General features: G+C 43.0%; 14 protein-coding genes. 5 read left to right on the top strand and 9 right to left on the bottom strand.

The window, feature by feature from the left end; translation table 11 throughout:
* Positions 1–77: 77 nt before the first annotated feature.
* The 5 genes from F909_RS10030 to F909_RS10050 form a co-directional block, all read right to left on the bottom strand.
* On the bottom strand, positions 78–1,529 hold the full coding sequence (locus F909_RS10030; RefSeq protein ID WP_005150790.1) for an NAD-dependent succinate-semialdehyde dehydrogenase: 1,452 nt from the start codon (positions 1,527–1,529) through the stop codon (positions 78–80).
* Between the two features lie 73 nt (positions 1,530–1,602).
* Positions 1,603–2,718, bottom strand: coding sequence for a carnitine monooxygenase subunit alpha (gene cntA, locus F909_RS10035; RefSeq protein WP_005150788.1), 1,116 nt, complete (start codon positions 2,716–2,718; stop codon positions 1,603–1,605).
* A gap of 63 nt (positions 2,719–2,781) precedes the next feature.
* Positions 2,782–3,735, bottom strand: a complete 954-nt coding sequence (locus tag F909_RS10040) for an alpha/beta hydrolase (protein WP_005150782.1) — start codon at positions 3,733–3,735, stop codon at positions 2,782–2,784.
* Positions 3,732–5,387 (bottom strand): BCCT family transporter, encoded by a 1,656-nt coding sequence (locus tag F909_RS10045; RefSeq protein ID WP_171067302.1) that lies wholly within the window; start codon positions 5,385–5,387, stop codon positions 3,732–3,734. The genes F909_RS10040 and F909_RS10045 overlap by 4 nt, the downstream gene beginning before the upstream one ends.
* 39 nt (positions 5,388–5,426) lie before the next feature.
* Positions 5,427–6,539: a tartrate dehydrogenase gene (locus tag F909_RS10050; RefSeq protein ID WP_005150778.1), complete on the bottom strand. Its 1,113-nt coding sequence runs from the start codon at positions 6,537–6,539 to the stop codon at positions 5,427–5,429.
* 100 nt (positions 6,540–6,639) lie between these two features.
* Between F909_RS10050 and F909_RS10055 the strand changes: the two genes are divergently transcribed.
* Both F909_RS10055 and F909_RS10060 read left to right on the top strand, forming a co-directional pair.
* Entirely contained in the window at positions 6,640–7,620 is a 981-nt protein-coding gene (locus F909_RS10055) for a LysR family transcriptional regulator (RefSeq protein ID WP_005150776.1), read from the top strand.
* Between the two features lie 75 nt (positions 7,621–7,695).
* Positions 7,696–8,529, top strand: coding sequence for a DMT family transporter (locus tag F909_RS10060; RefSeq protein ID WP_005150775.1), 834 nt, complete (start codon positions 7,696–7,698; stop codon positions 8,527–8,529).
* 51 nt (positions 8,530–8,580) lie between these two features.
* Here the strand turns inward: F909_RS10060 and F909_RS10065 are convergent, their stop codons facing one another.
* From F909_RS10065 to F909_RS10080, 4 genes are all read right to left on the bottom strand, one after another.
* Positions 8,581–9,765, bottom strand: a complete 1,185-nt coding sequence (locus F909_RS10065; RefSeq protein ID WP_005150774.1) for a hypothetical protein — start codon at positions 9,763–9,765, stop codon at positions 8,581–8,583.
* A gap of 301 nt (positions 9,766–10,066) precedes the next feature.
* The gene (locus F909_RS10070; RefSeq protein WP_005150773.1) at positions 10,067–11,245 is read right to left on the bottom strand and encodes a cyanate transporter; all 1,179 of its coding nucleotides are present in this window, start codon (positions 11,243–11,245) and stop codon (positions 10,067–10,069) included.
* Positions 11,246–11,269: 24 nt separating this feature from the next.
* A complete protein-coding gene (locus F909_RS10075; RefSeq protein WP_005150770.1) occupies positions 11,270–11,731 on the bottom strand; it encodes a nucleoside deaminase in 462 nt (153 codons plus the stop codon).
* A 1-nt stretch (position 11,732) separates the two neighbouring features.
* Positions 11,733–12,419, bottom strand: coding sequence for an ankyrin repeat domain-containing protein (locus tag F909_RS10080; RefSeq protein WP_005150769.1), 687 nt, complete (start codon positions 12,417–12,419; stop codon positions 11,733–11,735).
* Between the two features lie 159 nt (positions 12,420–12,578).
* Between F909_RS10080 and F909_RS10085 the strand changes: the two genes are divergently transcribed.
* From F909_RS10085 to F909_RS10095, 3 genes are all read left to right on the top strand, one after another.
* Positions 12,579–13,436: a LysR family transcriptional regulator gene (locus F909_RS10085; protein WP_005150767.1), complete on the top strand. Its 858-nt coding sequence runs from the start codon at positions 12,579–12,581 to the stop codon at positions 13,434–13,436.
* A 195-nt stretch (positions 13,437–13,631) separates the two neighbouring features.
* On the top strand, positions 13,632–14,474 hold the full coding sequence (locus tag F909_RS10090; RefSeq protein ID WP_005150765.1) for an alpha/beta fold hydrolase: 843 nt from the start codon (positions 13,632–13,634) through the stop codon (positions 14,472–14,474).
* An 11-nt stretch (positions 14,475–14,485) separates the two neighbouring features.
* On the top strand, positions 14,486–15,415 hold the full coding sequence (locus F909_RS10095; RefSeq protein WP_005150763.1) for a metal-dependent hydrolase: 930 nt from the start codon (positions 14,486–14,488) through the stop codon (positions 15,413–15,415).
* The last annotated feature ends 315 nt before the right edge of the window (positions 15,416–15,730 follow it).

Below are 15,730 nucleotides of genomic sequence, written 5' to 3'. Positions count from 1 at the left end.
CATCTAAGCATTTTCTAATTTTAACTGCATATTGCTTGTTGAACCGTCAATTCTGATCGTCCTAACAGGCATTGTTCCTATAATCCCAAACACATATATTTAATGGTCATAAACTCTTCTAAACCGTATTTTGAACCTTCACGGCCAACACCTGATTGCTTAACACCACCAAATGGCACGACTTCATTGGAAATAGCGGTTGAATTCATCCCGACCATGCCATATTCCAGCTGTTCAGCAACACGCCAGATGCGTGAAATGTTTTCGCTATAGACGTAGGCCGCTAAACCAAAAATCGTATCATTGGCTTGCGCGACCACATCAGCCTCATCAGTGAAGCGAATCAAAGGTGCTACAGGACCAAAAATTTCTTCCTGAACAATGTTCATGTCACGCGAAACATCGGTTAAAACAGTGGGTTGAAAGAAGGTTTGTCCAAGTGCATGTTGTTTACCACCGCACGCCACATGGGCACCTTTGCCACAGGCATCATCAATTAACTGTCGGGCTTTAAGCACGGCCTTTTCATTGATTAACGGGCCAATCTGTACATTCTGTTCCAAACCATTACCAATTTTGAATTTCTGTACTTCTTGTACAAACTTCTCGGTAAATGCCTGATAAATCTTGTCATGGACATAAATTCGATTGGCACAGACACAGGTTTGCCCTGCATTACGGAACTTGGCAAAGATCGCGCCTTGAACCGCTTTATCCAGATCGGCATCATCAAAGATGATGAGTGGTGCGTTGCCACCCAGTTCAAGTGCCAGTTTTTTGATGGTATCTGAACATTGCTGCATCAATAAACGTCCGACAGGTGTAGAACCAGTAAAAGTCAGTTTTTTGACTTTTTCATGGCTGGTAAATACCGAACCAATTTCTTGCGATTTGCCTGTCACCACATTAATGACACCTGCTGGAATACCTGCCATTTCAGCCAGTTTAGCAATCGCAAGTGCACAATATGGGGTTTCATTGGCAGGTTTAATCACGATGGTACAGCCCGCAGCCAAAGCAGGCGCAGCTTTGCGGGTAATCATCGCGATCGGGAAATTCCACGGCGTAATCGCAGCAACCACGCCGACAGGTTCTTTGGTGACAATAAAACGCTGCTGGCTATTGGTGGTTGGAATCACATCGCCATAAACGCGTTTACCCTCTTCCGCAAACCATTGAATAAATGAAGCTGCATATTTCACTTCACCCAAAGCTTCGGCTAAAGGTTTACCCTGCTCAATGGTCATGATCCGTGCCAGTTGATCAGCATGACTCAAAACCAGTTGATGCCAAGCCAATAACAGGTCGGCACGTTTTTGTGCCGTTAATCCTTTCCACGCTGCTAAAGCCTGATAAGCCACTTCAACCGCTTCAGTGGCTTCCGCAGCACCCATATTCGGAATCAGACCGATTTCTTCACCCGTCGCTGGATTGGTCACAGGAAGGGTTGCCTTGCTTTGCGCATTGACCCATTGGCCATTAATCAATCCGCGTTGTTGAAATAATTGACTTCCTTGCAAACTTGACATGTCATGATCCTATCGATTGAAAGCAAGGTACGGTCTTATTTTCACCGTACCCTTGAATGAGCCTGAGACAAAATTACTTGTGGTACTGCGCAACAAGATTCTGGAAATACGCGATACCATGCTCACTGATGCCTGAACGTTGCTTATCGGTCATGATACGGCCCTGACCGCGATAACCCCGTGATTTCAAGCCACGTTGTACACTTTCAACCAGTTCAAGGTCTTCAGGACGGAAGACATTGCGGTACCATTCAATCAAATCTTTCTGATCTTGAGTCAACTCTTCATTGGTAAAGAAAATATCGTAGTGTTGCAAAGTGGTTTCCGCATCCATCGGAAACTCATAGATCACGGTCATGAAGTTTGCACCTGGTGGCACGTTAAACATGGTGCAAGGCCACGTCCAGAAACCGCTAAAAGTCGGATCTTTGACTGATGGATCAAGCTTGAATGACTTTTCTGAAGAACGTGCATAACCATATTGCAGCGTCCAGTTTTGATGCGTGGTGTGCCAGTATTTATCAACCTGTACCGAATCGGCAAAACCAGGGTGCGCTGGGCCACAGTGATAACATTCTAAATAGTTATCCACGATCACTTTCCAGTTTGCAGGTGTTTCCGTTACAAAACGTGCCGCCAGTTTCAAGTCTTTGATTACTGCACAGGCTTCATTCAGTTTCTGTGCAAATTCAGGCAATTGATCTTCAACACAAGTGGCATTTTCATCCATATTGATAAAGACAAAACCACCGTATTCTTCAACTTTTAACGGCACCATGCTGGAGTTTTGCTTGTCGAAAGACTCGACATGATCACAGTTACGCGCCAACGCCAAACTACCATCTAGCTTAAAGGTCCATGCATGATACGGACAGGTAATCACATTCTTGGCTTTGCCGCTGCCACTTAACAACTCATGACCACGATGCGGGCAGACATTATAAAATGCACGCAATACGCTGTCTTTGCCACGAATCACGATGATATTTTCACCAATCACTTTACGGGTAATATAGTCATTGGCTTGTGCAACTTCACTGCCATGTGCCACGCAAATCCAGCTTTTCGCAAAAATTTCTTCTTTTTCACGTTCAAACACCTGAGAAGATGTGTAAAACACTTTGGGGAATGTCCATGCCACATCTGGGTTTGAACAGAAATCTTCTGGTAATTTTTCAACTGCATTCATGGTTTTACTCCATTAAACTCTTTTGTCCTAACGACCGTTTTATCAAAATTGGCGATGTTCAAATCACTTGAACATTTGCTTTAACGAACTCAGTATGTGCTGATATAAATCCTGTACCACAGGACAGTCCCGCACTAAACGTAAACTGCCATGCAGTAATCCTTTGCCGAGATAAAACTCGGCAGCAATATTGGCTTGTTTTAACTTGTCCACGAAAATACGCCCGTCGTCACTCAGTGGATCGTATTCAGCAACCGCAACAAAACTGCGCGGCATGGCAGAAAAATCCTGTGCATTCAGTGGTGCTAAACGTGTATCTTTCCAGTCACTTTCATTCGGTGCATATTGTTTCAGGTAATAATGCATTTCTTCTAGCGTCAGTAACGGCGCATGGGCATGCTGCAGGCAAGACGCTGTATCAAAACTGCTCCACAAACATGGATAGATCAAAGCCAAACCACAGGCCTGACTCCCTGTATGCTGCAACTGAACCGCCAGTGCCGCGGCTAAATTGCCGCCTGCACTGTCGCCTGCTAACACAATCTGCGCCGGGTTAATGTTCCAATCTGCGCCATGCCCGCGTAGCCACTGATAAACCGTTTCACAATCGTTATAAGCAGCTGGAAAATGATGTTCTGGTACCAAACGATAATCGACACTCAGGACCGCAACATTCAGATCACGACATAAATAGCGGGTGATAAACTCATGTGAATCCAGATTACCTAACATCCAGCCGCCACCATGGATAAACAGAATACAAGGCCAACCCGCTTCAGGTGCCGCGCCCAGTGGTGAATACAGCCGAACATTGACGGGATGAGTGGCATGCGCAACAGTTTTATCTTCAATATTGACCGTACCATCACGTGGCAAGGTATAATGCAGACACATGGCATCATAGGCTGCACGAATTGAATCAATATCGTTATCCGCTGCTGAATAAATGCTGCTCCAATACACCAGACTTTGCATTTCTTCGCTTAACTCATAGCGCGTGTTCGGTTGCTGTGTCATAACAATTCCTTTTGACTGCTTTTATGTGCACGTGGTGTTGCCGCAATATCAATCTGCATCTGTCGATTTGAATCAGTATGCTCAAGGGCTTCCAGCTCACTAAAGCTACTCTGCTCGATCAAATGCGATGGCACTTTGGAATAATCCTCAATCAACCACTTCACCAAACCATAAGTCTGCACCAGAATAATCACAATAAACGGCAAGGCAGTCACAATCGTCGCAGTTTTCATGGTGTCTAACGGCGCCTTCGAGAAAATCATCGCAATCGGAACCAGTGTTAACATCACACACCAGAATAAACGTGCATTCGGTGATGGATCCTGTCCTTCACGCAGACCGCGGGTACAGGTTGCAGAAACGGCATAGCCTACTGCATCCATATGTGCTGCAAGGAAAATCACCATGATGCCAAGGAATAACCACATCATCAGCTTGCCTGCAGGCAACAACCCCAACAGTTGACTAATCGCCACTTCACCACCTTGCTGGCTCAATATTTGCGGAACATTGACCATACCGTGAATAAAGCTATAGACACTGTAGTTCTCAAACACACCGAAGATGAACCATAAACCAACGCTACCGCCGATGACCATGGCAAGAATCACTTCTTTAATGGTGCGGCCTTTTGAGACACGTGTTACGAATAACGCGACACCTGGTGCATATGAAATCCACCATAACCAATAGAATACAGTCCATTCACGGGTGAATTTTCCATCACCCATCGGGTCGGTAAACAGGCTCATATCCACAAAGTTGGTCGCCATCAGGCCAAAACTCATCAATGAATTATTCATAATGAACTGGGTTGGGCCAAAGCACAGCACGTAGATCGCAAACAGCACCACACCCAAGCACACCATATGGCTTAAACGCTGCATGCCTTTATCCATCCCTACATAAGAGCTCAGTGCGAATAAGATGGATACCGCTAGAATGATGATTACTTTGGTCATGAAGGTATTTGGAATACCGGTTAGTTGCGACAGAATGTTGGTAAAGGTGACAGCAGTCAAAACCAGTGAAATGGTCAAGGCACCAAACATACACAACAAAAACATCAGATCGACCACACGTCCAACTGGACCTGTTGCTTTAAAGCCTGTCACTGCTTCAATCACGGATGCCAAACTCAAGCCTTTATTCTTTCTGACATGATAGCTGTAGCACAATGAAATCGATGCCAAGGCATAGATCGACCATGCACTCAAACCCGAGTGAAAGAACGAATAAGCCACACTGTATTTCAGTGCATCTGCCGACTCTGGTACTAAATTTAAACCTGGGGTTTGGTAATAATAAGCCCAGTCCAAAAAGCCCCAGTACAAGGTGGAAGATCCAATCCCCGATAAAATGAACATGAAAATCCATGACATGGTGCTGTATTGGGGCTTCCCCTCACCAAGCTTGATTTTTCCGTATTTACTGAAGGCCAAACCAAAGGTAAAAATAATTGATAAAAAAGCAAATAACAGAACTGGCGTGGTAAACACTGACGTGGTCCACTGCATCCATTTTGCAGCCAGTTGTATTGATTCAGAGGAGTAGATTGCCAGCCCAGCCACCGATGTAAATACAACGGCAAGACTGGTGATCGCAAGCGTCTTATCTGTATAAGGTTTTGTAATTTGATTATCCATATCTATTCAATCCATCTTGGATAGTGACTATTCCCTAAGGGGTATTTACTCCATCGCGAATAAATCCATTTTTTGCTCAGTCACGCAGGATGCAATCGCATCACCCACCTCGTAGGTTTTTGCAGTTCCACCCACATCAGGTGTTTTTGGACCATGAACCAAAACATGCTCAATCGCCTGCATAATTTCCTGCCCCGCTTGAATCACCTGTTCATCACCGTCTGCCAAAAAATCTAGCATCATCGCACCCGACCAAATTGCAGCAATCGGATTGGCAATTTGTTGTCCGTAAATATCTGGTGCGGAACCATGTACAGGTTCAAACAATGATGGAAACTTACGTTCGGGGTTTAAGTTTGCCGAAGCCGCCAATCCAATCGTGCCCGTACATGCAGGTCCTAAATCCGACAAAATGTCACCAAATAAATTCGATGCCACCACCACATCAAAACGCTCGGGTTGTAATACAAAACGTGCCGCTAAAATATCGACATGCTGTTTATCTGCCTTGATTTGTGGATAATGTTTTGCCATTTCATCAACACGTTCGTCCCAGTACGGCATACTCACCGCAATGCCGTTAGATTTGGTTGCAGCCGTGATTTTTTTAGCCTCACGCTGATCAGCAAATTCAAACGCATATTTTAAAATGCGATCGACACCATGACGGGTAAAAACTGCTTCCTGCAAGACAAACTCACGATCTGTGCCTTCGAATGCTTTTCCACCAATCGCAGAGTACTCACCTTCACTGTTTTCACGAACCACATAAAAATCGATATCACCAGGTTGCTTGCCAGCCAATGGACATTTCACCCCAGGCATTAACCGAACAGGACGTAAATTCACATACTGATCAAAACGACGGCGGAACTGGAGCAACGATCCCCACAGTGAAATGTGATCAGGTACCTTTTCAGGCCAACCCACTGCACCAAAGAAGATTGCATCATATTCCTGTAAGACTTCAAACCAGTTATCTGGCATCATTTTGCTGTGTTCAAGGTAATAATCACAGCTGGCCCAATCAAAGCTATCCATTTGAAGTTGAATACCATATTTGTCTGCTGCTGCCTTTACAACCTTGATGCCTTCTGGTAGAACTTCTAAACCAATCCCATCACCCGCAATCGTGGCAACTTTATACTTTTTTGCCATAACGCTCCCTTACACCTTTGGTTAATATCCTTAGCTGTAAACATGCTGTTTTCAGCAACAATGATCAATAAGAAAACTATCACCCCAATGGACACGGATCGTGAATAATCTACCTAACCTATCGGATTTAAAGGTTTTTTGCACAGTCGCCAAACGCAAGAGTTTTGTCGATTCAGCTGAGGAGCTAGGTGCTTCACCTGCATTTATCAGTAAACGCATCAACATTTTAGAAACCAACCTGAACTGCAAACTATTCCATCGCAGCACTCGTCATGTCAGTTTGACCGAAGATGGCAAACTGATTCTAGATCGGGTCTCGAATATTCTGGATGAATTCGATGAAATCAGTGAACTGGTCAATAACCCGTTAAGCACGCCAACGGGTCATCTCGACATCGTCAGCAGCTTTGGTTTCGGCCGTAAACATGTCGCGCCTATTCTGTCCAAACTGTTGACCATGTATCCAAAACTTGAGATCCAATTCGATACTATCGACAACACCAAAGATCTGATTCAGCACAGCATTGATCTGGATATTCGGATTGGTAATGACATTGCACCGAATATGATTGCCAAAAAACTGGTTTCAAATTTTCGGATTTTTTGTGCAGCACCCAGTTATTTGCTAAAACATGGCATGCCTGAAAATCTTGAGGATTTACGTAACCACGATTGCCTGACCATCAGTGAACGCGATCAGTCCTCAGTGTTGTGGAAATTACGTCATATTTCAGAAGATATGTCCGTACATGTGACACCGCGTTTCATTTCCAATAATGGCGAGATTATTCATCAACTGGCAATTGAAGGACATGGCATTATCTTACGTTCCATCTGGGACGTCGCCGATGAACTGATTAGCGGTGAGTTGCAGCATATCTTGCCTGAATACTGGCAAGATGCCGATGTCTGGGCGGTGTATCCTTCGCGCTTAAAAAGTTCATCAAAATTACAGACCTGTATCCTGTTTATTCAGAATGAACTGATCAACCGTTTACAGCATATTCAGAATTTAACGCGTGGTGCACTGATTCAACCGATTGAACCAATCAATCCCAATACTGAAAAAGTATTTCTATAATCGCACTAAGCTGCCTGCTTTCTTTTTTCAACTACATCATGCACATTAACGAGATCATGAAATAACAGGCAGCTTATGAGCACGGCAATATTTGGCCTTATTTTACTTGCAGCGACATGTCACGCCACATGGAATGCTATTGTAAAAGCGGGTACAAATAAGTTTTTAACCACCGTATTGGTTACGGCATCCGCAGCAGTTTTAGCAGCGCTATTATTGCCTTTCTTTCCAATGCCGCATCGCGATAGCTGGCCTTATATTCTGGCTTCAACTGTTATCCAGATTCTTTATTTTGGACTGGTGGCCAAAATTTATCGTATTGCCGATATGGGCCTGACCTATCCCTTAATGCGTGGCACAGCACCACTGATTGTGGCAGTATTCGGTACGTTTTTGCTGCATGAACAACTGGAGTTTAATGCGTGGATTGGCATTATCACCATTTCCGTCGGCATTTTATCCATGATTCTAGCTGCTCCCCAAACGGGACGTAAAGGCATTGGTCTGGCCCTACTGAATGCAGTGCTGATTGCAGGTTATACTTTGCTGGATGGTCATGGCGTTCGCCTTGCAGGATCAACAATTGCCTATATTCTATGGAGTTTTGTACTCTCAGGTCTGATCTTTTTTATCTTCGCGCTGAAAATACAATATCATCAGATGGGTGAGTATTTTCGACATAATTGGCATTTAGGCTTAATTGGTGGAATTGGTTCATTTTTCTCTTATGGCTTGGCACTTTGGGCGATGACGCTTGCACCTGTTGCGATTGTTGCCGCGCTACGTGAAACCTCAATTTTATTTGCCACGCTGATCTCGATCTTTATTCTAAAAGAGTGCATCAATGCGATACGGATTATCTCCTCATGTATTATTTTAATCGGGGCACTGATCTTAAGAACTGTCTAAACGAAAAAGCCAGTCTATCCTAAACAGACTGGCTCATTTTCAACGCTGAATTTAGAAGTAATAACCCAGCGATAAATAGAACAATTTATTCCATTGATTGCTGTCACCTTGTGCAAGGCCATCTGCACCACTGCCTGTCATCGGGTCATTGCGACTCCAGATATATTCGCCCTGTATGCCTATTTTTTTATAGTTAAAATATAGACCTGCGATTAAGCGATCTGAATCTTGATAGCCTGATTCATCTTTATAAAAGCGGCTATAAGACACATAAGGTTTAATATTTTCTAACTGATGGAAAGGCTTGGCAAAGGTGTAGTTAATTTCATTGGCCATATATTTACCTTTGTTGGCCACCTGATAGGGATAATCAAATGCCCCAATCGTCGAACTTTTCGGTAAAAGATCATCTGCATTTTTAACGTCCTGCTCACCTGCCAAGAACAACCATTGCCATGCCTGATAATTGGTCGTGCTAAAAACACTCCAGGTACTACGATGTCCATTTCGATTGGTTCGATTATTTTCCAATTCTGAATACCAGTAAGAGCCACCAATTTCAGTCGACAAATTCTGCGATTGATCGATATCGAACTTTCTGGATAAGCGCGTCACCCACATGTTCTTTTCATCAATATCAGTACCTTGGGTCAAATCATCGGCTCGAACAAAGTTACCGCTATAACGACTGGAATCCTTGGATGTACCTTTGTAATTTCCGCCATCGGTTGGATAAAAACCGAGAATGAAATTGTACAGATTGTCCTTAAACTGGTACTTCACCCCAAGGTTTTGAATATCTTCCAGTCCAACGGTATTGAGCAAAGTTTCATAATAGCTATTGCCCCACAGTCGCCCAAAGCCAAAATCAACCGATTGCAAACCGACTGTCACGCGTTGCTGATCTGAGATTTTATAGCCTGCCCAAGCATCTTTTAGGAATAAAGCATCACATAAGCGGTCATATTGGTAGCAACGCACATCCATTGAGGCAATCCAATTCGGATTTTCATAACTCAATACCGCCTTGATATCCGCGAGTCGCCAGTCATCATTCTTGGAACCTTGATTGGCCTCAACAATATAATCTTTATGAATATAACGGGTACGGATTGCGCCTGTGAGTTTCAGTTCACCCGATTGTGTTTTCGGGTCACCGATACTTAAATCAGCAGCTAAAATTGGCGTATTTGCCAAAATACCCATCGAACCTAAGAGAAGCAGTGCTTTTTTCATTGTTGTACGTCCTTGTTTAACCTCATAAGAAAATGAAGAAATTCAAGGTGACAAACAACGGCTAAACTATAAAGTCGGTCTTTACGGAATGTGTTTAATGCTGATCGATTAAAGCTTAATAAGTAAGTAATATCTATTTTCCTTTTTTAACTTTTGAAATAACATCGAGATAGATGAAATTTTAAATTAAAGTTAAAAAGAATAAGAACGATAAAAAAAGCTATAGATATTCAGCAATCCGATAAATAACAATCAAGCCCTGTTTATTCCTTTCCAATCCGCTGTGGAATTGGAACATGTCTCAGTGCTTGGAAATCCGTATTACTTTTGCATAATGGATTGGATCAAGCCGAGTCATGAGTATTGCCACGATCAATACCATACTCAAGTGCCAAATCCAGCCGGCTGCATACGTTCCAGTCATGTCATGCAATACAGCCACTAACCAAGGTGCGATGGCTGCAAGCAGAAAACCGCCACCTTGCATTAAGGCAGAAAGCTGTCCTGCATGTGCTGGATCAGATAAATGATCTAGCACCACAATCATCAATAAAGCAAAACAGCCACCCAAGCCCATACCGACGGTTATTGCCCATACATACGGCAAGGTATCAGACATGAAAGCCAATCCTGCAAAGCCAATCAGTTGCAAGATAAGCGTTAATCCAACCCACACTCGACGATCTTTGTTTCTACGCGACAAATAAGGTAACAATAATGCCGCCCCCGCTTGACTGAGCGTTAACACAGCCATCAAATTTCCACTGGCGGTAGCAGTCCAACCCTGCGCTTGGTATGCGGGTGCAAGCCACGCAACAATCGAACTATAGCCCCCATTAATTAATCCAAAACAAAAAATGAGCAGCCAGGTTCGTGGTTGTTTTAACAGCATCATTACAGCGGGGATTTTTCTTGATTGATGCGGCACTCTCTTCAAAAAACAAGATGCAAAGACGATGGCAAATAATGCTGGAACAGCAAAAATGGATAAGCCTATTTTCCAGCTACCACTGTTATTTGAAACAACAGGCGCAATCACAGCACCGAGCGCCCCACCACCCATCAACATCGCTGAATAGACTCCCATCATTGGACTGAGATGATTCCTAAACTCTCTTTTGATCAAACTTGGGAAAATCGCTTGCACCACTGCCACGCCAAAACCAATGATGGCGGCGGTGAATATTAAAGTCCATCCATTGGGTACAATGAAACGCAATCCACAGCCTAAGAAAATCATTCCCAAAGCACTAAGAATAGCTCGACGCTCACCAATCGCATTGAGTATGAAGGGGCCCACAAACGCGATCAGTCCCATCAGCAACATCGGCACAAGCGTTAAAAGTGCAATACCTTGTAAGCTCAGTCCAGTTGTTGTTCGAATCTGATTTGCCACAGGCCCAATGCTGGTCATAAATGGCCGAAGGTTCAAGCCGACCAATGCCACTGTTGCCACCAAAAGCATTCGGTTATTTTGCATGTTCATCTTTTCCCATCACACTGTTCAGGTCATCGATTTCCAGTAAGCATATAAATCTGGTTTTTCTTCTATTCGGACAGGAACATAACGAATATTCATTGATTGTTCTGCAAAGGGTTGAGCAAGGTCAGCATAGATCGCTGCTGTTGATAAACCGAATGGTGCACCATCTTCATTGGAATGTGCATAGCTCACAGCCTGAATTCCAGCTAAACGCATCGCTGCCATACACATTGGACAAGGATGTCCACTTGCAAACACAGTACAACCGTCAAGATTGGCTGTACCTAAATATTGACTTGCAGCACGTATTGCCAATAACTCGGCATGTGCTGTTGGGTCATTGCTTTTTAAAATTTCATTGACGCCTGTGGCAATCACTTTTCCCTCTTTTACCACCACGGCAGCAAAAGGACGGCCGCCTTGTTCACAGTTTTGATAAGCCAATTCAATTGCTTGACGTAGAAAATCTGTTGTTTCTGCCACCTTAATACTCCTTAAATTTTTTTTTCGCACCAGCATCTAACAAGGCTTTCTCAATAGATATATAGCCACGAGCATGTGCATGCTCAAGTGGCGTTATGCCATCACCATCTGCAATATTGACATCAGCACCCGCTTTGATCAGTAAATCAACAATTTGTTGATAAGGTTTGCTGCCATTCCCTAATATGATGGCTTCCAATAACGCAGTCCAACCTAAATTATTGATGTGATCCACATCTACACCAGCAGCAATTAGCGTACGTACGGTATCTACATGCCCACGTTCAGCCGCAGGAATCAGTGCCGTTCCTCCATAACGATTGGTACTTTTCAGATCTGCACCATGCGTCAGGGTCATACTCAATATTTTTAAATACCCACGCGCCCCTGCATAAAGATAAGGGCTATCTTGAATCTGGTCTTTGGCATTCACATCTGCACCCGCATCTATCAGGAATTGCGCAGCATAGACATTGTTTGCACGCGTTGCGACCATTAAGGCTGTTGCACCAGATGCATCACGGGCATCAATCTGAATCTGATGTGAGAGTAATCGTTCAATTTGCGCCACGTCGTTTCGGGCAGCCGCAATATGTAACGCATCTTCTTGAATAGGGTCTCCTGAAGTTGCGTGACTACATGCTGTCACTGCAAGCGTAAATACCGCGGACATCAATGACTTGTGCATCCAAGCACCTCCAAGGATTCACCTGAATGAATAATTGTGCCTAGGATAATTAGATTTATTGATATTTAAAAATTAAATTATTTAATCAAATGTATTAAGATATTGAATAGCTAGATAATTCAAACCACTTAACATAATTGTATTCAATGGCTGATCTATATGTTTGATCCGCGCTTACTTCGAGCCTTCGTTACTATTTTTGAAGCAGGCAGCTTTACCTTAGCTGCTGAACGCTTGCACATGACTCAATCTACAGTCAGTCAACAACTCGCCAGATTGGAAGAGTCTGTGGGTAAACAATTGATTGATCGAAATGCACGCCCCTTACAACTGACAAGCTCAGGTGAATATTTAATTAGTTACGCACGGCGGATTTTAGCCTTACAACAAGAGGCCCAAAATATTCTTGGTGATCCGGCAGGTACCATCCCAATTCGAATCGGCTTGCCAGAAGATATTATGAATACCGACATGGCTTTGGCATTGAGTACATTTAGCAAGGAACATCGTACAATTCGACTAGATGTGACAGCTGGACTAAGCCGTGATCTGATGGAGCGCTATCGCAGCGGACAGTTTGATATTGTTGTGGTTAAAGAAATGGCTGCAAGTTCCGATCATCATGCAACATTTCCAGAACAAATCGCATGGTTTGAAAGTATTGATCACAGCAAAGAATGGACGGATCCGATGCCATTGGTGACCTTCCCTCAAGGCGGACTCTACCGTGAGGAAATGTTTGAACGTATTGAGCGTGAACGCAAACATTGGTATATCGCTTTTACCAGCAATAGCTTGGCGAGTGTACTGGTTGGTGTAGAAACGGGTTTAGGTTTATCCCTATTGCCTGTCGCAACAACAAAAGGTCATCGGGTGCGTGAATACCGTGCTTTAGGTAAGGCACATCACATGACTGTTTCAATCTATGCATGGGACAAAGATGGCCTCATCTCAAAATTACTGCAACGTATGACTAGAGTACTTCAACTACGTTTTGATCGATCAAAAGTTGATTAACTAAAATGGGTAAGCGCTCAAACCCATACAAATTAAACAGTGCATAACTATCTTTAAATGCCAAGCAACATGCTGGATGTGCCAAAAGCACCTCGCATGGCACAAGAAGTTAAATCCCCTTATCCACTGTCAAGACATCTCTGTATCTGCTGATTAAGATTCAATGAAATAGGCTTATTTCATAAGTAGATAAACATGACATATGACACACCGATGAGATATACCGAATATCGTCGCAATGATTTGTTATTCAACGTGATTGATTCGGGTCCAATCGATGGAAAACCCGTTATTCTTTTACATGGTTTTCCTGAAACAGCACAAAGCTGGCAAGCCACCAGTAAAATCCTTAATCAGCACAGCTTTCGCACCTTTGCAATTGAACAACGTGGCTATAGCTTGACTGCTTCTCCAAAAGGACGTTTTCAATATTCAATTGATGCGCTGGTTGCAGATGTCAAAGCCTTCATCGATTTATTAGGACAGCCCGTTTATGTGATTGGTCATGACTGGGGTTCGATCGTTGCCTGTAAATTGTCATTGCAATATCCAGAATTAGTGAAGCACCTCACTCTCGTTTCTGTTCCGCATACAGGTGCATTTTTAAAATCGATGCTCAGCAGCACACAAATCTTGAGCTCTTACTATATCGGATTTTTCCAACTGCCTTTTATTCCTGAATTGTTATTTAAGCGAGCGAAATCGCTCCGTCATTTGTTGTTAAAAAATTCAGGCATGAGTGCTGAGCAAATCAGTGACTTCAACCAACATTTCATTCAGGAAAACCGTATTGGCACAGCCATTAACTGGTATCGGAGTATGCCTTTGGCACCTATTCGCTCCAGCTTTAAAAAAGTAAAAGTACCCACCCTATTTATTTGGGGAAATAAAGATATCGCCATTGGCAAGAAAAGCGCAGAACTGAATAAACAGTTTTTTACGGGCCAATACCAAGAAGTGCATATGAATGCAACGCATTGGATTCCTGCCCAAAATGCTGAACAACTCAGTCATTATTTTATGAATGCCGTGAACTAAGGAGAAGTGTTATGCATCCCCAACAACGACTAGAAAATCATTATCTGCACCAACGTCGCGTTCAATTCGATTTTAGCAATACGCCTGAACATTGGATCTATGACAACCCTTTTGCCACTCATTTAATTAATGCCGTTCATTTAATTTTGCCCGTAGGTGAATTATGGATGTGTCGCTCGTTTAATGAAGCACTTCCCTATGTCAAAGATGAAAAGCTTCGCGCCGATGTGAAAGGCTTTGTGTATCAGGAGGCGCATCATGCCTCTGCACACAAGGTTGCCCAAGAATATTTACGTCATTATGACTATGATATTGATGGATTTCTTGCATCTTTAGACAACATCTTTAAGCAAATCAATACAGCACCTTTTGGCTTAACCCTATCCAGCCCCTTAGAATATCGTTGGCTCACAATTCGCGTAGGTATTGCCGCTGCAGTTGAACATTTTACGACGATGCTAGGAACATGGTGTCTCGATGATCAACCATGGCAAAATAAAACTGCTGATGAAATGATGTCTGACTTAATGACATGGCATTTAGCTGAAGAAGTTGAACATCGCAGTGTGGCTTTCGATTTATATATGCATTTATGCGGCGAAAATAACAAAGCCTTTGCCTACCTGCAACGCCAAACGATTATGTTGGCTGTTGCTCCTCTATTCACTTTCGCCATTTTTCACTGCTTTAAAAAACTGGCGCAACAAGACGAGCGTGCAGATCCTTATAAAAACTACGGACTGATTCGGGCATTAAGATACACAGCGATTGAAAATGCGCGCAGTAAACAAGTGCCGAGTTTTTTCGCGATGATTTCTAGCTTAAGACACTGGGTTAAACTGAGCTATCACCCTTATTATGAGGGAGATACCAACAAAGCACTACAGGTATTAAACCATTCTCCTGCTGTGAAAGCCCTGACCAAACTTCATGCCTGCTAATCCTTTAAATTAGAAACTTTCCTCTTTTTAGGCACTGATTCAGTGCCTATTATTTCGACTAAAAATATAAAAAAAGACCTTATATCAATATAAAGTCTTTCCAATATCAACTACTTGAGAAAGGTATACACCTATCAGTAGAATCTCCTAACTCTTTTTAAATGAATTGAAAGACTTATCTGTCGAAAATAATAAGATTCAGCGCTAAAGACTTGACCTTGAATACCACCGTGAAATAACCAAAGGCAAATGAATGAACTACGCTTAAATTATGTCTTATTTTATTGATTATTAATGAGAGATTTTAAAATCAAA

The sequence above is a fragment of the Acinetobacter sp. ANC 3929 genome, from assembly GCF_000369405.1.
In the GTDB taxonomy this organism is placed as follows: Bacteria; Pseudomonadota; Gammaproteobacteria; order Pseudomonadales; family Moraxellaceae; genus Acinetobacter.
This window is presented reverse-complemented; position numbering and strand designations above follow the sequence as displayed.